The sequence below is a fragment of the Nonomuraea sp. NPDC050547 genome (genome assembly GCF_044457345.1).
Taxonomy (GTDB): Bacteria; Actinomycetota; Actinomycetes; order Streptosporangiales; family Streptosporangiaceae; genus Nonomuraea.
This window is the reverse complement of record NZ_JBITGW010000003.1, coordinates 3,212-21,371: the sequence shown is the minus strand read 5'-3', so window position 1 is coordinate 21,371 and position 18,160 is coordinate 3,212. Positions and strand designations below refer to the sequence as shown.

Genomic DNA, 18,160 nt, shown 5'->3' with positions numbered 1-18,160 from the left:
CACCTCGGCAGGCGTGTCACACGTTATGCAGTCGTATGGAACGCTACGGTCCGTGTCAGTGGGGAGAAAGGAAGCGCATCCATGGCAAGCGTCGAGGACTGCCGGGCCGCTCTGGCCAAGCTCGTCGCCAATTTCGACGAGATCAGCGACGAGGACCGCGCCAAGCACGTCGTCGAGCGGACGGTCAGCTGCCGCGTCTCCGACCTCGACGTCTTCTTCTACGGCCGGCTCAGCCACGACGGCCTGGATCCGTTCACCGAGGTGCCTCCGGCCGACGGCAAGGAGTCCGACGTGAAGCTGACCATCACGAGCGACGATCTGATCGCGCTGGTCGACGGCGAGCTCGACCTGGCCAGGGCGCTGCTGGGCGGCCGGGTCAAGGTGGACGCCAGCTTCGGCGACCTCCTGCGGCTGCGGAAGTTGCTCTGATATGCTTAACGCATCCGTTAAGTACTTGGGGTGCGTCCATGGGAATGATCATCGACGCGGAGCGGCTCAGCCGCCGCTTCGGGCAGAGCACCGCGGTTGACCAGCTGACCCTCACGGCCGGCGCCGGCGAGGTCGTCGGCCTGCTGGGTCCCAACGGCGCCGGCAAGACCACGACCATCCGGATGCTGGCCACTCTGCTCCCGCCGAGCTCGGGCACGGCGCGGGTGTGCGGCTTCGACGTGGTATGCGCGGCCGGCCAGGTACGCCTGCGCATCGGCTACGTGATGCAGCAGGTCTCCCCGATGGGCTACTACATGCTCACCGGCCGGGAGAAGACCGAGATCGAGGCGGCCCTCTACCACGTGCCCAGGAAGCGGGTGAAGGCCAGGGCCGCGGAGGTCCTGGAGCTCGTGGGCCTGAGCGCCCATGCCGACCGCCTGGTGCAGGCCTACTCGGGCGGCATGCAGAAGCGGCTGGAGCTGGCCTGCGGCCTGCTGCACCGGCCCGAACTGCTCATCCTCGACGAGCCGACGCTGGGCCTGGACGTGCAGTCGCGCCACCACGTCTGGGACCACATCAGGCAGCTCTGCCAGGAGGGCATGACCGTCCTGCTGGCCACCAACTACATGGACGAGGCCGATCGCCTGTGCGACCGGCTGACCATCATCGACCACGGCCGCGAGGTGGTCTCGGGCACCCCCGCCGAGCTCAAGGCGGAGATCGGCGCCGGCAGCCTGGACGAGGTCTTCCTGCGCCACACCGGCCACGCGCTGCGCGAAGAGGCCGCGTGATGTGGGCCCAGGAGGTGCTGGCGCTGTCGCGGCGCTGGCTGCTGATGACCCTGCGCGAGCGGCTGAACCTGCTGTTCAGCGTGCTCCAGCCGGCGGTGTGGCTGGTGTTCTTCGCCGGCTCGCTGGGCGGCGCCATGAACGCCGAGGTCGTGGGCACCACCGACTACCTCGCCTTCGCGGTGCCCGGCATCATCGCCTTCACCGTCGTCGGCAACGGGGTGAGCGCGGCGATGCCGTTGCTGTTCGACAAGGAGACCGGCTACCTCGACAAGCTGATGAGCATGCCGATCAGGCGCAGCTCGCTGATCGTCTCGCGCTTCGTCTTCCAGATGGGCATGAACTCGGCGCAGGTGCTGGTCATCCTGCTCGTCGCACTCCTTCTCGGGGTACGGCCGGCCACCGGACTGCCCGGCGTGCCGGCGATCCTGCTGACCGCCGCGCTGCTGACGCTGGCGATGACGGCGGCGGCGATGGCGCTGGCCTGCGCGGTTCCCTCGCACGGCACGTTCTTCGCGGTCACCGGGTTCGCCTCGCTGCCGCTGCTGTTCATGTCCAACGCCTTCGTGCCGCTGACCGCGATGCCCGCCTGGATGCAGGTCGTGGCCACGGCCAACCCGCTCACGTACGCGATCGAGGCCATGCGGCTGCTGATGCTGGACGGCTGGAGCGCCGGGCTGCCGGTGGCGATGGGGGCGCTGGTGCCGGCGTCCGCGCTGCTGCTCGTGGTGGGAGCGTGGCAGTTCGGACGCCAGACCAGCGAACGCGTCGCCTAGAGGAGCGGCTGGGCGCGGTCCAGGGCGGGCGGGCTCACCGGGCCGCCGCCGAGGTAGGAGCGCAGGGCCTCGTAGTCGCGGGGCCCGCGCACGGCGTCGGTGTATCCGGTGAAGGCGCTGTAGCCGTCGGCGCCGATCAGCGTGTAGGCCAGGGCGGCCAGCCGGTAGGTGCGGGCGGCGTCGAGCGGCTTGCCGTCGATGAGGACGTTCTGGACGCGCTCGCCGACCGGCTTGCTCGCGTCATACGAGAAGCGGACATTTCCTGATACGGCCAGCGGGGCGAAGCGGACCGTCCCGTTGGGCTGCGTCTGCCACTGCTGCTCTAGCGCCTGGTCGATCTGGCCGCCGTTCACCGACACGGTCAGCACCGGGTTGGCATAACCCCACGCCGCCCATGCCTGGGCGAAGGTGACCGCACCGGCCTTGAGGTCGCCGCGCAGCGAGTTGGAGCCCTTCACCGGCGCCACCGCCACCATCGCCAGGTCGGCGCCGTCGGAGGCCGCCTTCTCCGCGTCGGCCGCGAGGTTGCCCAGCGTGCTCTCGCCGTCGGCGTCGCGCACCCTGGTCACGTCACCGGTCAGCGTGCCGATCTGGCGGGCGCCGGTCTCCTTGGCCTTGGCGTTCCAGTAGTCGACCATCGCGACCATCTCGGGGTCGGCCGGCACGTCGCGGGTGACGGGGTGGTTGCGCGCGGTGGTGGCCGGCCTGATCACGTCGCGGGTGCGGCGGTCGATCTTCAGGTTGATCTCGTTGATGAGCCGGCCGTGGTTGGCCGCCTCCACGACCGGGCGGAGGTTGCCCGCCGGGTCGGGCAGCGAGCAGTTGAAGAACCAGTGCCAGTGGCCGGTGACGATCGCGTCGATGTCGGGTGAGGCGTCGCGGGCGAAGTCCCAGATCGGGCCGCTCTTGGTCGCCCCGCAGCCGTTGAAGTCCTGGCCGGCGGCGCCGCCTTCGTGCACGTTGGCGACGATGGCCTCCACGCCCATCCGCTTGAGGATCGCGGCGTACTTGTTGGCCGTCTCCACCAGCGGCAGGTTGTCCAGCGTGGGCTGGTAGGAGGTCGAGCCGGCGACCGTCGTGGGCGTGGTGAGGTTGATGAAGCCCACCGGCACGCCCTGGAAGCGCTTGATCACGAACGGCTCCAGCACCGGCCGGGTGCTGCCTTTACGGGTCATGTTGGCCGAGGAGATCTCGAAGCGGGCGCCGGGGAAGCGCCTGCCGGAGGAGTCGGTGAAGCAGCTGTCCAGGCCGACCTCGCCGAAGCACCTGCCCTTGCCCATGTGGTCGCGGGTGAACTCCAGCGACCGGTCGAACTCGTGGTTGCCCGCCGCGGTGAACTGCACGCCGATCCGGTTCAGGAACTCGACGGTCGGCTCGTCGGCGTGGTGGGAGACCTCCACCGGCCAGCCGCTGAAGTCGTCGCCCGTGGTGAAGGTGACGGAGTTGCGCTTGCCGTTCCGCAGATTCTTCAGGTGGGTCGAGACGTACGGCGCGCCGCCCACCACCAGCGTGTTGCCGGCGCCGTCCTTGATCGTGCCGTCGGCGGCGTTGCTCTGCGGGGTGATGTAGCCGTGGAAGTCGGTGATGGACAGCAGTTGCACGTCGACGGGCTGGCGCCCGGCGGCGGAGGCGGGCTGTGCGGTGAGCGCCACGAGGGCGGCCGCGCCTATCAGCAGGGGTAAACGCATGGGGATCTAACCCTTCGTTCCGGTGAATGCGATTCCGGCGATGAGCTGCCGCTGCATGATCACGAAAAGCACGATGACCGGCAGCGAGGCGACGATCGATCCGGCGAACAGGATCGGGAAGTTGGTCTGGAACTGGCCGCGCAGCGAGGCCAGCCCGGCGGCCAGCGTCATCTGCTCGGGGTCGGTGTTGACGACGAGGGGCCACAGCAGACTGCTCCACGACCACATGACGCTGAGCAGGCCGAGCGCCAGCAGCCCCGGCCTGACCAGCGGGAGCATGACGTGCCAGTAGATCTGCAGCGGGCTGGCGCCGTCCAGGCGGGCGGCCTCGTCGAGTTCGGTGGGCAGCGTGAGGAAGAACTGCCGCAGCAGGAACGTCCCGAAGGCGCCGAACACGCCGGGCGCGATGAGCGCCTGCAGCGTGTTGAGCCAGCCGAGACCCTGCATGATCTCGTAGCGGGGCAGCAGGAACAGTTCCTGCGGCACCATCAGCACGGCCAGGAACACCATGAAGATGGCGCCCCGCCCCGGGAAGCGCAGCCGCGCGAAGGCGAAGGCGGCCAGCGAGCACAACAGCAGCTGCCCGGCCGTGACCGCGGCGGTGACCACGACGGTGTTGAGGAACTGCCGCCCGAGCGGCACCGTCTTGAACACGTCGGCGAAGTTCTCCCACCGCCACGACGGCGCGAGCACCGGCGGCACCCGCAGCGAGTCGCTGAGCGTCTGCAGGGAGACGATGAGCTGCCACACGAAGGGCGCCAGCATGACGAGCGCCCCGGCGATCAGCGTCACGTGCGCGGGCCAGGTCCTACGCATAGTGCACCCATCTCTTCTGCAGCCTGAACTGGATCGCGGTGAGCACGAGGATCAGGCCGAGCAGCACGACGGCGATGGCGGCGGCGTAGCCGCGCTGGTTCTGCACGAAGCCCTGCTCGAAGAAGAAGTAGACGATCGTGCGGGCGCCGGGCAGCGCCGGGCTCTTGAGGTCGAAGATGAGGTAGACGAGGTCGAAGACCTGCAGCGCGTTGATCAGCGTGATGACGAGGACGAAGAAGGTGGTCGGGGTGAGCAGTGGCAGCGTGATGCGGAAGAACTGGCGCAGCCGCCCGGCCCCGTCGATCTCGGCCGCCTCGTAGTAGTGGCGGGGAATGCCCTGGAGCCCGGCCAGGAACAGCACCGCGTTGTACCCGATGGAGCTCCAGATGCCGACGAGGGCGAGGGCGTAGATCGCCACGTCGGGGTCGGCCACCCAGTACGGGCCGTCGATCCCGACCACCGCCAGGAGCTGGTTGATCGGCCCGAAGTCGCCGTTGTACAGGTAGCGCCAGGTCAGGCCCACGGCCGCGGGCATGGTGACCACCGGCAGAAAGTAGATCGTCCGGTAGAAGCCCAGCCCGCGCAGCCCGCGTACGTTGAGCAGAGCCGCGACCACGATCGACAGGGGCACGCCCGCCAGCACCAGCACCGCGTACAGCAGCGTGTTGCCCAGCGCCCCCGTCATCTCCTCGTCGGCGGCCAGCGCGGTGAAGTTGTCCAGGCCGACCCAGGTCTGCCCGCCGAACACGCCGGACTCGGTGAAGCTGAGGTAGAGCGTCTGCGCGATCGGCCAGACGTAGAACACGGCCAGGCCCAGGGCCATCGGGGCGATCAGCGCATAACCCCAGAGCCGTTCCCTGCCTTTCATTCCTTGGCCAGGATCTCGTTCATCTTGACCGCGATCTCCTTGGCCACCTCGGCCGTCGGCCGCTTGCCCGTCCAGGCGTCGACCAGCAGCTTGTTCTGCACGTCCTGCCACTTCGCGGTGTCGAGCGTCACGGGGTACTCCACCCCGTGCGGCATCGAGCCCTCGAACAGCCCCTTCAGGTCGAAGTCGGGATAGGCCTTGTAGAAGCCGTCCTGGGTGCCCTCGCGGGCCGAGATCGAGGCGCCGCCCGCGTCGCTGAAGATCTTCTGGCCCTCCTCCGAGGCGAAGAAGGCGGCGAAGGCGGTGGCCTCCTTCGGGTGCTCGGTCTTGGCCGAGACCGCGTTGGCCAGCGAGGCCACGATCATGCCTTCCTGCGCCGGGCCCTTGGGCAGCGGGACCAGGTCGACGCGGGACTTCACCTCGGGGTTGGCGGCGTAGGTGGCGGCGAACCAGGACCCGCCGTACTGCATGCCGATCTTGCCCGTCTGGAACAGCTGCAGCGGCTCGGTGTCGTTGTAGACCTGGGCCTGCGGCGCGACCTTGTCCTTGATCATCAGGTCGGTCCAGAACTCCAGGCCCTGGATGGAGCCGGCCTCGTCGAAGCCGGACTTCTTGCCGTCGGCCGACAGCACGCGCCCGCCGGCCTGGATCATCGTGTTGTAGAACCCGCCCTGGTCCCACATCGGGGTCATGATGCCCCACTGCTTCTTGGCCGGGTCGGTCAGCTTCTTGGCGGCGGCCTTGACGTCGTCCCAGGTCCAGTCCGCGGTCGGGTACTTCATGCCGGCGGCGTCGAAGATCTTCTTGTCGTACCAGAGCGCGGGCAGGCTCACACTGAACGGCAGCGCCCACAGCTTGCCGTCGTAGCGGTACCCGGCGACGGTGGCCGGGGTGAAGCCGGCCGTCTTACTCTCGTCGGCCGGGGCGATGACGCCGCCCTTGGCGTACATGCGGACGTTGAGGCTGCTCATCCAGAACACGTCGGGCGCCGATCCGCCGGCCGCGGCGGTCTGGAGCTTGGTCCAGTACTGGTCCCAGGGGGTGATCTCCAGCTTGACCGTGACGCCGGGGTTGGCCTTCTGGAAGGCGTCGATGATCTTCTGGGCGGCGGGGGCGTCGTTCTTCTCCCACAGCGCATAGCTGATCTCGATTTTTCCGGGCTTCTCGGGCTCGCTGGAGCCGCAGCCGGAAGCTAACAGGGCCAGTCCGAGCAGCCCGGCGATGGGCAGGCGCTTACGCATGGTCGTTCTCCAAACAGGGGGTGTGGCTACGGCCAGCGAAGGTTGGCCGTCCAGGCGGCGAGCTCTGCGTCGATCTCCGCCCGGGTTCGTGGGTGGCCCGGCGCGTCGGGGCGCCGTTGCCAGGGATGCGGCCCGCCGGCCGGGCGATACTCCACGCCCAGCGCGTCCAGCCGCCTTTCGTGTACGGCGAGGCGGCCGAGGAAGTCCTCGAAGTCGCGCCCGTCGTTCCATACCGCCTCCGCGAACGCGGCCAGGCGGGGGAAGGCCATGTAGTCCAGCAGCCGGGGCGAGTCGATGTGCTCGGTCCACAGCGCCGCCTGCGCGCCCAGCACCCGCTCGCGTTCGGCCGCCGAGAGCCCGGCCGGCACCGGGTCGAACCCGTGCACGGCGCGCAGCCCGGTCACGCTGCCGATCGCGACCGGCTCCTGCTCGCCCTCGGCCTGCCGGAAGTCCAGGTAGGTCTCGGCGAAGGGCGAGACCACCACGTCGTGGCCCGCCCGCGCGGCCATCGCCGCGCACGCCTGCCCGCGCCAGGCGGCGACCGTCAGGCCGGGCGGCAGCCCGCCCGCCAGCAGCTCGTCCCAGCCGACGGGCTTGCGGCCGCGGGCGATGAGGTAGTCGGTGAAGTGGCGCACGAACCAGCTCTGCAGTTCCTCGGCGTCGCGCAGGTCAAGTTCGCGGATGCGCTCCTTGGCGGGGACGCTCTCGTTCCACTGGCCCTTGGGCACCTCGTCGCCGCCCACGCACACGTACGGTCCGGGGAAGAGCTCCAGCACCTCGTCCAGGACGTCCTTGAAGAAGGCGATGGTGGCGTCGGCGACGTTGAGCACGTTCTCGCCGACGCCCCACTCGGTGCGCACCGGCAGGGTCGTGTCCAGGTTGCCGAGTTCGGGGTAGGCGGCGATGGCGGCCTGCGTGTGGCCGGGCAGGTCGATCTCCGGCACGACGGTGACGAAGCGGTCGGCCGCGTAGGCGACGATCTCCCGGATGTCGTCCTGGGTGTAGTAGCCGCCGTGCGGGCGGCCGTCCCATCTGCCGTGCTTCTTCGCGCCGAGCGGGGACTCGTGGCGCCAGGCGCCGATCTCGGTGAGCTTCGGGTACTTCCTGATCTGCAGCCGCCAGCCCTGGTCGTCGGTCAGGTGCAGGTGCAGGACGTTCAGCTTGTGGGCGGCCAGCAGGTCGATGTAGCGCAGCAGGTCGTGCTTGGGCAGGAAGTGCCTGGCCACGTCGATCAGGCAGCCGCGCCAGCCGTACCGGGGACGGTCCTCGATCGTGACGGCGGGCACCTGCCACGGCCCCTGCGCGGTACGGCCGGCGCGGAAGGCGGCCGGGCCGAGGAGCTGGCGCAGGGTCTGGGCGCCGTAGAAGGCGCCGGATGCGGTGGTGGCCTCGATGAGGACGCGGGCGGGGGTGGCGGTGAGGCGGTACTCCTCCTCCGCCATGCCGGGCACGTGGCGGATCTCGATGCCGCCGGGGCCCTCCGGCAGGGGTAATCCGGTGGCGGGGCCGAGCGCCTCGCGCAGCCAGGCGGCGGCGCGGGCCAGGGCGGGGTCGGCGGTGAGCGTGGTGGCCGGGCCCAGGCTGAAGGCGCCCTGCCCGGGGACGGCGGCGACGGGTGCGGGAACGAGCGTCACAGGGTCACCACCGTGCCGGTTTCGCGGGCCCGTTCCGCCGCCCACACCAGCAGGTGCCCGGCGAGCGCGTCGGTGGCGTCGCCGCCGAGCCCACTCTGGTCCCGGGTGGCCACGGCGTCCACGAACGCCTCCACCAGGCCGCCGTCCCCGCCGCCGTGCCCGTCGGACAACGAGGCGCCGCCGCCCGTGGCCTCGACGGTGTGCTCCCGGCCGGTGCGGAAGTCGACGACCCTGATCGAGGCGCCGTCGCCCTCGGCGTAGCCGTGCGAGCCGAAGATCCTGGTCTTGCGGTGTTCGAGCGGGGTGAAGGCGGTCATGGTGAAGGCGACCGTCGCGCCGCGGGCGAACTCCACGATCACGACCTGCTGGTCGACCACGTCGTTGTCGGCCGCGTAGACGCAGCGCCCGTACGGTCCCGTCTCCAGCGCCCGCGTGACCCCGGCCACACTGGCGTCGGCCGTCACCGCGCCCAGCGGCCAGAACTCCTTGTGCGGGTCCCCGATCATCTCCAGGTAGAACCGCTTCGCCGAGTACGGGCAGGCCGATTCGATCTCCAGCGGGCACGACACACAACGGTCGGCGGCGCCGGCCGGCCGGTTCTCGGGACGGAAGTGGACCAGCGAGCCGAAGGAGGCGACCCGGGCGGGCTCGTCCTCGACGACGTGCAGCAGCCAGTCGAGGTCATGGCACGACTTGGTGAGCAGCATCGGGCCGGATCCGGCCACGTTGCGCCACGCCCCGCGCACGAACGAGTGCGCCTGATGCCACCACCCCACCGGCTCCAGGTGCTGCACGCTGGCGATCTCGCCGAGCACGCCGGAGGCCAGGACACGCTTCAGCTCTCTCGTGTACGCCGTGTAGCGCAGCACGTGGCCCACGGCGAACACGACCCCGGCCCGCTCGACCGCCTCGACGATCCGGCGGGCCTCCTCCTCGGTCGGAGCCAGGGGCTTTTCCAGCAGCATGTCGTAGCCGAGCGCGGCGAAGGCGACGGCCGGGCCGGCGTGCTGATGGTCCTGAGTGGCGATGACCACGGCGTCGGCCAGCTTCGGCACCGCCGCCAGCTCCTCCCAGCCGGGGAAGCAGGCCTCCTCGGGCAGCCCGTGCTCACGGGCCACGGCCGCGCGGCGCCCCGGGTCGGGATCGGCCACGGCCACGACCCTGGCCCGGCCGGAGGCGGCCGCCGCCCTGGCGTAGATCTGCCCGCGCGCTCCGGCGCCGGCGATCGCGATGGTTACGGTCATCGATGTGTTTCACTCCGCGACTTATGTGGGAGTCCATAAATATTCATGGATGACCGGCCGTGGTCAAGCCCCCGGTTCCGATGTGGCGAAGACGTCGCCTGCCGTACATAATGAGGTTTCCATCAAAAAAGGAGGGGCACAGACGTGCACGTCAGCGGTGGGGACCTGCAGCGGTTGCGGCAGCTGAACTCGCTCAGCAGCATCCGCGCCCTGCGCGACGCGCGACGCCCGCTCACCCTCACCGAACTCGCCGCCCACACCGGGCTCTCACGCGGCTCCATCGTCGATGTCGTCACCGACCTGCAGGAACGCGGCTGGATCGCCGAGGTCGAACCCTCACCCGGCGGCATGGGCCGGCCCGCCCGCCGCTACCGCTTCCGCTCCGACGCAGGGCACGTCCTCGGCATCGACATCGGCGTGCACAAGGTCCTGGCCACCATCACCGACCTCAACGGCAGGGCCATCGCCAGCGGCCGCACCTCCGTCAGCCCCGGCACCCCGCGCGAGCAGCGCCTCGACGCCATGAACAGAGCCATGGACGCCGCCCTGATCGCCGCCGGCCTCACTCCCGGCCAGATGTGGGGCGTGGCCGCCGGCACCGTGGGCGTCGTCGACCGCGAAGGCGTCATCACCCGCGTCCAAGCGCTGCCCGACTGGGCCGGCACCGACCTCATCGGCCACCTCGGCGCCCGCCTGCCCTGCCCCATCACCATCGAGAACGACAGCAAGCTCGCCGCCCTCGCCGAACAACGCCTCGGCGTCGCCGCGGGCGTACGCGACCTCGTCTACCTCCACGCCGGCCGCCGCCCCGGCGCCGCCCTGATCCTCAACGGGCGCCCCTACCACGGCTTCAGCGGCGCCACCGGCGAGGTGGGGCTGATGGAGATCACCGGCTGGCGTACCATGACCGACCACCTGGAATCCTGCCCCGTCGCCGCCGGCGCACCCGCGGAGGACGCCGCCGCCCTCGTCTTCGGCGCCGCCCGCTCCGGCGACCCCACCGCCCGCGCGGCCGTCGAGGCCTACGCCCGGGACCTGGCCCTGGGCACCGCGGCCATGGTCCTCACCCTGGACCCCGAGGTCGTGGTCCTGGGCGGCGGCTTCTCCCGCTCAGCCGACGTCCTGCTCGCCCCGCTACGCCACGCCCTGGCCCCGCACTGCCTGCGCGTACCGGAGATCCGGCCTTCGACGTTGGGCGAGGAATGCGTGGTTCTGGGGGCGGCCTGCCTGGCCCTGGACCACATCGACCACCTGTTCTTCTCCCCCGAGGGCGCCCTCACTCACCCCACCGCCCCCCAACGCCCAGCCCCCGCCTAACCCATCACCCACCAGGACCCCACGCCCCCGGGCGAACCGCTCCCGAGCGACCCGCACCCCGGCTCCCCGCGCAACCCGGCCCCCGGCGGCAACCCCAAGGCCACCTCCAAGTACACCTAGCGCCTCAGCCCACGCCCGCCTCACCCAGCCCCTCGGCCCACCCCCGCCTCACCCAGCAGCCCAGGTCGGCCAGCGCCCGCCTCACCCAACGGCCCCTCGGCCCACGCCCGCCTCACCCCGAACCCAGCAGCCCCACCCTCGGCCACTTGCCCCAGCCACCCCCGGCGCCGGACCGCCCTCGGCCACTTGCCCCAGCCACCCCTGGCGCCGGACCGCCCGGCACCCGATCCCGCCACTCTGCGCCCCGCCTCGCCTGCGGACGTCCCACCCCTTCGGCCCGTTCCCCCAGGAGCGCCCCCGAGCCCGGCGGCGGGATCGGCGCCGCTACCCCAGGTCAGCCGGCCTGGAGGCGTTCCAGCACCGGTTTGACGCTGTCCTCGTCCACCCGCCCCGCCCCGGCCGCCGCCCAAGCCGCCTCGCAGGCCGTCCGGAGCCCGTCGATCCAGGTCCCGTCGCCTTCCAGGCGGAGGCTCCCGTCGGCCCACGTGGCCCGCCAGCCCCGCCGTACCTCGGGATAGTCCTCGCCCAAAGCCCGCAGATCCTCCGCGATGTAGGTGGGCCGCTGCTCAGGCGCGGCCGTCAGCACGTCAAGCGGACCCGCCACCCCCGTCAGCACCAGCAGACTGTCCACGCCCGCATTGCGGGCCCCCTCGATGTCGGTGTCCAGCCGATCCCCCACCACGAGCGGCCGCTCAGCGCCCGTCCGCAACATCGACTCCCGATGCAACGGCGGCGCCGGCTTACCCGCATAAACAGGCTCCACCCCGGTAGCCGCGGCGATCACCCGCACCATAGCCCCGTTACCCGGCAATTCCCCCCGCCCGGAAGGCAGCGTGCTGTCCCCATTGGACGCCACGAACAGCGCCCCCTGCCGAACCGCCAGAGCCCCCTCAGCCAGCAGCCCGTACGACAACCCGGCCGCCATCCCCTGCACCACCGCCACAGGCTGGTCCATGGCGGTCGTCACCACCCGAAGCCCCTGATCCCGTACGGCCAGCCGCAACCCCGTCCCACCCACCACCAGCACCGGCGCCCCAGGCTCGAACCGCTCAGCGATCACCCGGGCCGCCGCCTGCGCCGAAGTGACCACGTCCTCCCGCTCCGCAGGCACCCCCAGCTCCCGGAGATGCCCCGCGATGGCAGCGGGAGTACGCGAAGCATTGTTCGTCACATAAGCCAGCCGAGCCCCCCGCCCTTTGGCCGCCACCAACGACTCAGCCGCCCCAGGCACGGCATGAGCCCCCAGATAGACAACCCCATCAAGGTCAAGCAGCAAGGTGTCGTACCTGTCAACCAGCACCACACATCCCCTAACTCGCGACCAACACCGCCAGCGACTCTAACCCCCGCGCCTTCACAACCAGCTGCCCAGCCGCACACAGGAGAACCTCAACGACGCCGAGGGCGAAACCCAAGAACAAGCCCAAGAGGCAACGCCCAAGAGCCGAAACCCGAGGCCCGAAGTCCCAGCGCCCATGCCAAGGACAAAGCGGCAGCCGTCGGCGACGGATCCCGCACACACGAAGCCCAGCGGCGCAGACTCCAAAAGCCCCTACGCACAGAACCCAAGCGCCCCCTCGGCAGAGCTCCGAACCATCAGAAGATCGACAGCTGCCCAGAACACGCCCGCACACGCATCAAGCACCTACGCAACGCCCAGCCCTGCCAGCCAAGCCGCCCAGAGAACCGGAACGACACCGAACCCCTCACATAGCCCGCCGAGCCCGCAACGTCGCCCGCACATTCCTCAAAGCCGTCACATAGTTACGCTCATCCGGCCGCATGGCCACAGCGATAGCCAACGGCTCCTGAGCCGCTTCCATATCCCCAGTACGCCACAACGCCAGCCCAAGCCCGAAATAGGCGTAATCCTCCGCCGGATTGGCATCCACAATCCACCGAAAGGTATCCGCAGCCTGCACATACTGCCGCGAGTTGAACTGCGCCCGAGCCAACGCCTCCCGAATGCTGCGCGAGTCCGGCTCAGCGGCCACCGCACGTTCCAGAAGCGACGCGGCAGCGGCCGGACTGCCCTCCTGAAGAAGCTTCACCCCACGCTGGTACCAGTCATAAACCTCACCCGAAGGCACTCCGGGGGAATCATCAGGGACGTTTCTGCCTTGGATCATGCGTGAGGGCTCCTTCATCGAACGACGGCAGTTCCGCGCGATTCCCGGAGAGAACGGGCATCGCCGGGATATGGGGGCAACCCGGGGAAGACTCGGACCTCTATGGGAGCATGCCCGGTATGGGGACTCCTGAACTACCGGTGCCAGATGGGCTAATGCTGCGCCCCTTCCGCGGTGTCCGCTTCGCCGTGGACGACCCTGGGGCGGTCACCTCCCCGCCCTATGACCTGATCTCGGACGACGACGTCCAAGCTCTCCTGGACTCTCATCCCAACAATGTCGTCCGCCTCATCCTTCCCCGCGCCCCAGCCCACCCGGCCTCCCCGCCCACCACCCCCCTCAAATCCGGCGAGTCCTCCACCGACCCGGCCAACCCCCCTCACAGCACACCCCACCCCCCGACCCTCACCTCCACCCCCCAATCCCCACCCCAGCGACCCCCCGCAGCCCCACACAACACGAACCCCGAAAGCCCTCGGCTCACAGACCAGCAGCCCACGAACACCGCACACCCACATGACGCACGCCCGACGGGCAGCCAACCCAAGAACGCCGAAGGCCGGCACAGCACGGCCCCGGGCACGGATACCGCACATCAGCACAGCACGGACGCGGCAGACCAGCACAGCGCGGACACCACGGGCCCGCCCAGCACGGCCCAAACCTCCCTGCCCGCCTCCACCGTCCATGGATCCACGGTCTCCGCACGCCTCGACGACGTTGGACAAGCTCCCATCCACCGCCCACACTCCGAGGCGCCGCACAACGCCCAAGACGCGGACCAGGCATCGGGCACAGTCCAGAGCGCCAGCGAGGCCACCGAGCCCAACCACGCCCTGAGGCAGGTCACACAGGCAGCTGAGCCGACCTCGGCCCACCCGCGGGCCGCTACGCAAGCGTCACCTTCCGCCCGCCGATACGGCGCGGCCCGAGACGCCCTGCGCGCCTGGCTGGCGGACGGCGTGCTGGTCCGTGACGACCGCCCGGCCCTGTACGTCTACGAGCAACAAGCCCCCGGCTTGCTGCAACGCGGCCTGATCGGCGATGTCGGCCTGGCCGCACCGGAGCAGCGCATCATCCTCCCCCACGAGAACGTCATGCCCGGCCCCGTAGCCGACCGCCTGGCCCTGATGAGCACCACCCAGGCCAACCTCGAACCCATCCTCCTCCTCTACAACGGCAACGACCCCACCACAGCCCCAAGCACGCACTCAGGCCCCAAGGACACCCCGGCCGCCGGATACCGAGGCAGCGGAACGTCAGGCTCGGCAGCCCGGCAGGGCAGGGCGAGCCGCCTGGTCGACGAGGTCGCCACCACCCGCCGGCCCCTGGTGACCGCCCAAACCACCGACGGCGTACGGCACAGCCTCTGGGCCATCACCGACCAGGCCGAGATCGACGCCGTGAACGCCGACCTCCGCCACCGCCAGGCGCTCATCGCCGACGGCCATCACCGCTACGCCACCTACCGCGAACTCCAACGCCACGAACACGCCCGCCGTACGACCACCCCCACAACCCCCGAACCAACAGCCCCGCACCCAGCGGCCATCCCCGCCCCGGCCCCGAGCCCAGCCGACGCCGCGATCAGACCCGCACCGGCGACCGGCCAGGCCGACACCACGAACAGGCCCGAACCGGCGACCAACTCGGCCCAGGACGACCACCTGTCCGGCACGCAGGATCAGGCCCCCGGCCCGTGGGACTTCGGGCTGGCCCTGCTCGTCGACTCCGACGCCTACCCGCCGGACCTCAAGGCGATCCACCGCGTCATCCCCGGACTGCCTCTCGAAGAGGCGGCCGCCCGCGCCAAGGGAGCCTGGCGAGTCCAGGACTTCGCTGACCTGCCCTCAGGGCTGGCGGCGCTGCGGGAGGCACGCGAACCGGCGTTCCTGCTGGCCGGAGAGGGCGGCGGCCATCTGCTGACCGACCCGGATCCGGTGCAGTTCGCCCGCGCGATGCCGGCTGACCGCTCGGCGCGGTGGAACGCGTTGAACACCTCCGTCCTGACGGAGTTCGTCATGCCCAGGGTGTGGGGCATGCGGGACGACGAGGTCGACGTCCGGATCGTGCACCACGACGCGCGGGCCGCCGCGGACCTGGCCGCCGCCACCGGTGGCACGGCGGTGATCCTCAACGCGCTGGCCGTCGACGACGTGCTCGCGGTGGCGGCCGAGGGTGAGCGGGTGCCGCGCAAGTCCACGTCGTTCGGGCCGAAGCCGCGCACGGGACTGGTGTTGCGTACGCTGGACGCCGAGTGATCCGGCCGGGGCGGCTCAGCATGCGGCCACCGCCTCGGCCTCGGGGACGACCGCTCGGGTGACCGAGGCGACCTCGACTTCGTAGCGCCAGACCTTGGCATGCGACGGACCGTAGATGCGGCAGCGGATGGCCCCGCTGATCTCCATGCGGTCACCGGGCGCCAGGCCCTCGACGAACGCGGCGATACCGGGGTCGTACGTCACACACCGGATCGTGTCGACGACCGCGCGCGGCCGGGGCTGCGGGCGGCGGACGACCAGGCGCCATGCCGTCTGCGTGTCGCCGCTCGGCATCTCCCTGTGCTCCGGTGCGCCGGACAGCTTGCCGGTCAGCTGGACGTCGTTGTGGTCCATCTCAGGCCTCCCTCGTCGGTGAACTGGCCGAGATCACTCTTTACGATGAGGGCATGGCCGGATCGGCTAGAGCGCCGTTCTGGGGATTGTGGTGAACGACTCGGGAGTGCTTGTGGACAACATCACCGCCCTTGGCGGCGACGTGTACGAGATCGACACGAAGATGGCCGGATACTCCGGGATCACCGCAGGCTATCTGATCCTGGGTGACCGGCCATGCCTGGTCGAAACGGGCACCTCGACCTCCGCGCCGGTCGTTCGGGACGCGCTGGCCTCACTCGGCGTGGGACCACAGGACCTCGCGACGGTCGTCGTCACCCATATCCACCTCGACCACGCGGGCGGAGTGGGGGACATGGCGAAGTACTTCCCCTCCGCGCAGATCGTGGTGCACGAGAAGGGAGCGCGGCATCTGGCCGATCCGTCGAGGTTGATGGCCAGTGCCCGGATGGTGTGGGGCGATCGGCTGGACACGCTGTTCGGGGAACTGACCCCCACCGAGGCCGAACGCATCGTCGCCCTCGGCGACACCGGCGCCATCGACCTGGGCAACGGCCGCACGCTCAGCAGCCACTACTCCCCCGGCCACGCCAAACACCATGTCGGGCTGGTCGATTCGGGCACCGGCGACCTCTATGTCGGCGACGCGGCCGGGGTCTACCTCCCCGAGACCGGCGACCTCCGCCCCGCCACCCCGCCACCCGACTTCGACCTCGAAACGGCACTCAACTCGATCGCGCTGTTCGAGGCGCTGGGGCCGCAACGGCTGCTGTTCAGCCACTACGGACCGGTCGAGGCGGTTCAGGAGACTCTGGAGAGGTCCGCGGAAGAACTCCGCGTCTGGGTGGACATGACGCGCCAGGCCCGTTCCGAGGGGATGGACCTGGATCACGCCGTCGCCATGGTCCACGAACGCACCAAGGAGCGCTACCTCGCGCTCAAGGCCGACGACGAGACCGCCGAGCAGTTCGAGCTGCTCAGCGGCGCGGCCTCCAACGTCGCCGGCATCCTCCACTGGCTCGACCGCGTCTCGCCGTGAAGACGGCGCCGCCCGCCGTACCCCAGAAAGATTCCAGGGTACGGCGGGCGGCGCCGCAGGTCAGGACTCGGTCTTGCCATCCTTGGGCTCAGGCGCCTCGTCGAGGATGTCACCGAAGTCCGGCTCGATGAACGCGGGCGTGATACCGGCCGCCGCCGGGGCCTCATCGTCCGGCTTGTCGGCCTCAGGCTCCGCTTCTGCCACCGGCTCCGTCACCGTCTCGGCCTCGGCCAGGTCCGTGGCGTCGTCAGCCGCGGGCGCCTCCTCGGCAGCGTCGACGGGCTCGTCGACCTCCGCCTCGTCCGTGACGGGCTCCTCCGCGACCACGGGCTCTTCGACGTCGGGCTCGTCCACGGCCACGGGCTCGTCGCCGCCCAGCAGGTCACCCGCCTCCGCGAACGCCGCAGAGTCGGACACCTCCTCGGCCTCGACGTCGGTCTCGGCGTCGGCGTCGAGGTCCTCGTCGTCCTCCTCAAGGTCCTCGATGACCGCTCCGGTCAGCTCCGCGTAGCGCTCGGCCGCATCCGTCTCGCCGTCCTCGTCGAAGGACATGGCCCGCGCGAACCAGTCCGTCGCCGCCTCGCCATGCCCGGCCTCGGCCAGCGCGTCCGCGTAGGCGAACGCCAGCCGCGCCGACCAGGGACGCGTCTGCGGGTCACGCAGTTCGGGAAGCCGCTGCAGCGTGATGACCGCGGCGTCGTGCTGCCCCAGGTCCCGGCGGGCCCCGGACTCCACGATCGCCAGTTCGATCCGCCCGGCGCGGTCAAGCCGCTCCGCTTCCGGCGAACGCACCAGGTCGAGCGCCCGCTCAGGCCGCCCGAGCCCGCGCTCGCAGTCCGCCATGACCGGCAGGTACGCGTCCGACCCGGTCAGCCGCCGCGCCGCCCGCAGATCGCTGAGCGCCTCGGCGAAATGCCCGGCCCGGTAGGCCACGATCCCAGCGGCCTCCCGCACCACCCCGATCCGAGCAGCGAACCGCCGCCCGACCTTGGTGTGCTCATAGGCCTGATCCGGGTCGTCCTCACCAAGCGCCCGCTCGGCGGCGACGAGATGCCTGGCCACCAGGTCCGCGAGGTCGCCGGGCAAGGCGCGCAGCTCGTCGCGTACCTCCTGGTCGAGCTCGTCCGCGGTGATGTCCGCCGGCATCTCGGGCAGCGGCTCACGCTCGCGCGTCTCTTCCCGCTCGGGCTTGCCGAAGCGCGCCCGCGACCCACTGTCGCCTTCGCGCGAGAACGGCCGGCCACGGTCGGAGTCATGCCGCTCCTCGCCGCGTGAGTCCCGCTCGTCACGGAATCCGTCGGTACGGCGGGGCCCCCGGTCATCCCGGTAGCCCCCCTCACGCTGCGGACCACGATCATCCCGCCGAGGCCCACGATCGAACCCGCCCTCACGACGAGGACCGCGATCATAACCACCCTCACGACGGGGGCCACGGTCATAGCCACCCTCGCGACGC

Annotated in this window: 16 protein-coding genes; 6 read left to right on the top strand and 10 right to left on the bottom strand. The window is 70.6% G+C overall.

The annotated features are described in order from the left end of the window. Positions 1–81: 81 nt before the first annotated feature. From ACIBHY_RS07655 to ACIBHY_RS07645, 3 genes are read left to right on the top strand one after another with little or no spacing between them, the layout of a single operon-like run. Positions 82–429 (top strand): SCP2 sterol-binding domain-containing protein, encoded by a 348-nt coding sequence (locus ACIBHY_RS07655; RefSeq protein WP_397250272.1) that lies wholly within the window; start codon positions 82–84, stop codon positions 427–429. Between the two features lie 38 nt (positions 430–467). Continuing rightward, on the top strand, positions 468–1,220 hold the full coding sequence (locus ACIBHY_RS07650) for an ABC transporter ATP-binding protein (protein WP_397306261.1): 753 nt from the start codon (positions 468–470) through the stop codon (positions 1,218–1,220). Then, complete coding sequence (locus ACIBHY_RS07645; protein ID WP_397250330.1) at positions 1,220–1,993, top strand: ABC transporter permease; 774 nt, start codon at positions 1,220–1,222, stop codon at positions 1,991–1,993. The genes ACIBHY_RS07650 and ACIBHY_RS07645 overlap by 1 nt, the downstream gene beginning before the upstream one ends. Here the strand turns inward: ACIBHY_RS07645 and ACIBHY_RS07640 are convergent. The 6 genes from ACIBHY_RS07640 to ACIBHY_RS07615 are packed head-to-tail and all read right to left on the bottom strand — an operon-like array spanning position 1,990 to position 9,484. Then, positions 1,990–3,681: a bifunctional metallophosphatase/5'-nucleotidase gene (locus ACIBHY_RS07640; RefSeq protein WP_397250276.1), complete on the bottom strand. Its 1,692-nt coding sequence runs from the start codon at positions 3,679–3,681 to the stop codon at positions 1,990–1,992. The two genes, ACIBHY_RS07645 and ACIBHY_RS07640, sit on opposite strands and share 4 nt — an antisense overlap. A gap of 6 nt (positions 3,682–3,687) precedes the next feature. Further along, the gene (locus ACIBHY_RS07635) at positions 3,688–4,497 is read right to left on the bottom strand and encodes a carbohydrate ABC transporter permease (protein ID WP_397250278.1); all 810 of its coding nucleotides are present in this window, start codon (positions 4,495–4,497) and stop codon (positions 3,688–3,690) included. After that, positions 4,490–5,365 carry a carbohydrate ABC transporter permease gene (locus ACIBHY_RS07630; RefSeq protein WP_397250280.1) on the bottom strand — a complete coding sequence of 292 codons (876 nt, stop codon included), beginning with the start codon at positions 5,363–5,365 and terminating at the stop codon, positions 4,490–4,492. Before ACIBHY_RS07630 ends, ACIBHY_RS07635 begins: the two co-directional genes overlap by 8 nt. Further along, positions 5,362–6,606: an ABC transporter substrate-binding protein gene (locus tag ACIBHY_RS07625; RefSeq protein ID WP_397306260.1), complete on the bottom strand. Its 1,245-nt coding sequence runs from the start codon at positions 6,604–6,606 to the stop codon at positions 5,362–5,364. The genes ACIBHY_RS07630 and ACIBHY_RS07625 overlap by 4 nt, the downstream gene beginning before the upstream one ends. 26 nt (positions 6,607–6,632) lie before the next feature. Next, entirely contained in the window at positions 6,633–8,240 is a 1,608-nt protein-coding gene (locus tag ACIBHY_RS07620) for a beta-N-acetylhexosaminidase (RefSeq protein ID WP_397306259.1), read from the bottom strand. Then, entirely contained in the window at positions 8,237–9,484 is a 1,248-nt protein-coding gene (locus ACIBHY_RS07615; RefSeq protein ID WP_397306258.1) for a Gfo/Idh/MocA family protein, read from the bottom strand. Before ACIBHY_RS07615 ends, ACIBHY_RS07620 begins: the two co-directional genes overlap by 4 nt. 144 nt (positions 9,485–9,628) lie before the next feature. On the opposite strand from ACIBHY_RS07615, the gene ACIBHY_RS07610 reads away from it, so the two are divergent. Then, a complete protein-coding gene (locus tag ACIBHY_RS07610) occupies positions 9,629–10,801 on the top strand; it encodes an ROK family protein (protein ID WP_397250288.1) in 1,173 nt (390 codons plus the stop codon). Between the two features lie 454 nt (positions 10,802–11,255). Here the strand turns inward: ACIBHY_RS07610 and ACIBHY_RS07605 are convergent, their stop codons facing one another. Continuing rightward, positions 11,256–12,221, bottom strand: coding sequence for an HAD-IIA family hydrolase (locus ACIBHY_RS07605; protein WP_397306573.1), 966 nt, complete (start codon positions 12,219–12,221; stop codon positions 11,256–11,258). 406 nt (positions 12,222–12,627) lie between these two features. Next, positions 12,628–13,050 carry a tetratricopeptide repeat protein gene (locus tag ACIBHY_RS07600; protein ID WP_397250290.1) on the bottom strand — a complete coding sequence of 141 codons (423 nt, stop codon included), beginning with the start codon at positions 13,048–13,050 and terminating at the stop codon, positions 12,628–12,630. A gap of 110 nt (positions 13,051–13,160) precedes the next feature. Between ACIBHY_RS07600 and ACIBHY_RS07595 the strand changes: the two genes are divergently transcribed. After that, on the top strand, positions 13,161–15,311 hold the full coding sequence (locus ACIBHY_RS07595) for a DUF1015 family protein (RefSeq protein WP_397306257.1): 2,151 nt from the start codon (positions 13,161–13,163) through the stop codon (positions 15,309–15,311). Between the two features lie 15 nt (positions 15,312–15,326). On the opposite strand, the gene ACIBHY_RS07590 is transcribed toward ACIBHY_RS07595, so the two are convergent. Further along, positions 15,327–15,665, bottom strand: coding sequence for a single-stranded DNA-binding protein (locus ACIBHY_RS07590; protein ID WP_397306256.1), 339 nt, complete (start codon positions 15,663–15,665; stop codon positions 15,327–15,329). A gap of 112 nt (positions 15,666–15,777) precedes the next feature. On the opposite strand from ACIBHY_RS07590, the gene ACIBHY_RS07585 reads away from it, so the two are divergent. Then, on the top strand, positions 15,778–16,704 hold the full coding sequence (locus ACIBHY_RS07585; protein WP_379617549.1) for an MBL fold metallo-hydrolase: 927 nt from the start codon (positions 15,778–15,780) through the stop codon (positions 16,702–16,704). Positions 16,705–16,764: 60 nt separating this feature from the next. Here ACIBHY_RS07585 and ACIBHY_RS07580 read toward each other — a convergent pair whose 3' ends face one another. Next, positions 16,765–17,850: a hypothetical protein gene (locus ACIBHY_RS07580; protein WP_397306255.1), complete on the bottom strand. Its 1,086-nt coding sequence runs from the start codon at positions 17,848–17,850 to the stop codon at positions 16,765–16,767. Between the last annotated feature and the right edge of the window lie 310 nt (positions 17,851–18,160).

Bases quoted from the DNA above. Each gene is read 5' to 3' on its own strand.
- ACIBHY_RS07655 (WP_397250272.1), top strand. From the start codon at position 82: ATGGCAAGCGTCGAGGACTGCCGGGCCGCTCTGGCCAAGCTCGTCGCC.
- ACIBHY_RS07650 (WP_397306261.1), top strand. From the start codon at position 468: ATGGGAATGATCATCGACGCGGAGCGGCTCAGCCGCCGCTTCGGGCAG.
- ACIBHY_RS07645 (WP_397250330.1), top strand. From the start codon at position 1,220: ATGTGGGCCCAGGAGGTGCTGGCGCTGTCGCGGCGCTGGCTGCTGATG.
- ACIBHY_RS07640 (WP_397250276.1), bottom strand. From the start codon at position 3,681: ATGCGTTTACCCCTGCTGATAGGCGCGGCCGCCCTCGTGGCGCTCACC.
- ACIBHY_RS07635 (WP_397250278.1), bottom strand. From the start codon at position 4,497: ATGCGTAGGACCTGGCCCGCGCACGTGACGCTGATCGCCGGGGCGCTC.
- ACIBHY_RS07630 (WP_397250280.1), bottom strand. From the start codon at position 5,365: ATGAAAGGCAGGGAACGGCTCTGGGGTTATGCGCTGATCGCCCCGATG.
- ACIBHY_RS07625 (WP_397306260.1), bottom strand. From the start codon at position 6,606: ATGCGTAAGCGCCTGCCCATCGCCGGGCTGCTCGGACTGGCCCTGTTA.
- ACIBHY_RS07615 (WP_397306258.1), bottom strand. From the start codon at position 9,484: ATGACCGTAACCATCGCGATCGCCGGCGCCGGAGCGCGCGGGCAGATC.
- ACIBHY_RS07600 (WP_397250290.1), bottom strand. From the start codon at position 13,050: ATGATCCAAGGCAGAAACGTCCCTGATGATTCCCCCGGAGTGCCTTCG.
- ACIBHY_RS07595 (WP_397306257.1), top strand. From the start codon at position 13,161: ATGCCCGGTATGGGGACTCCTGAACTACCGGTGCCAGATGGGCTAATG.
- ACIBHY_RS07590 (WP_397306256.1), bottom strand. From the start codon at position 15,665: ATGGACCACAACGACGTCCAGCTGACCGGCAAGCTGTCCGGCGCACCG.
- ACIBHY_RS07580 (WP_397306255.1), bottom strand. From the start codon at position 17,850: ATGCCGGCGGACATCACCGCGGACGAGCTCGACCAGGAGGTACGCGAC.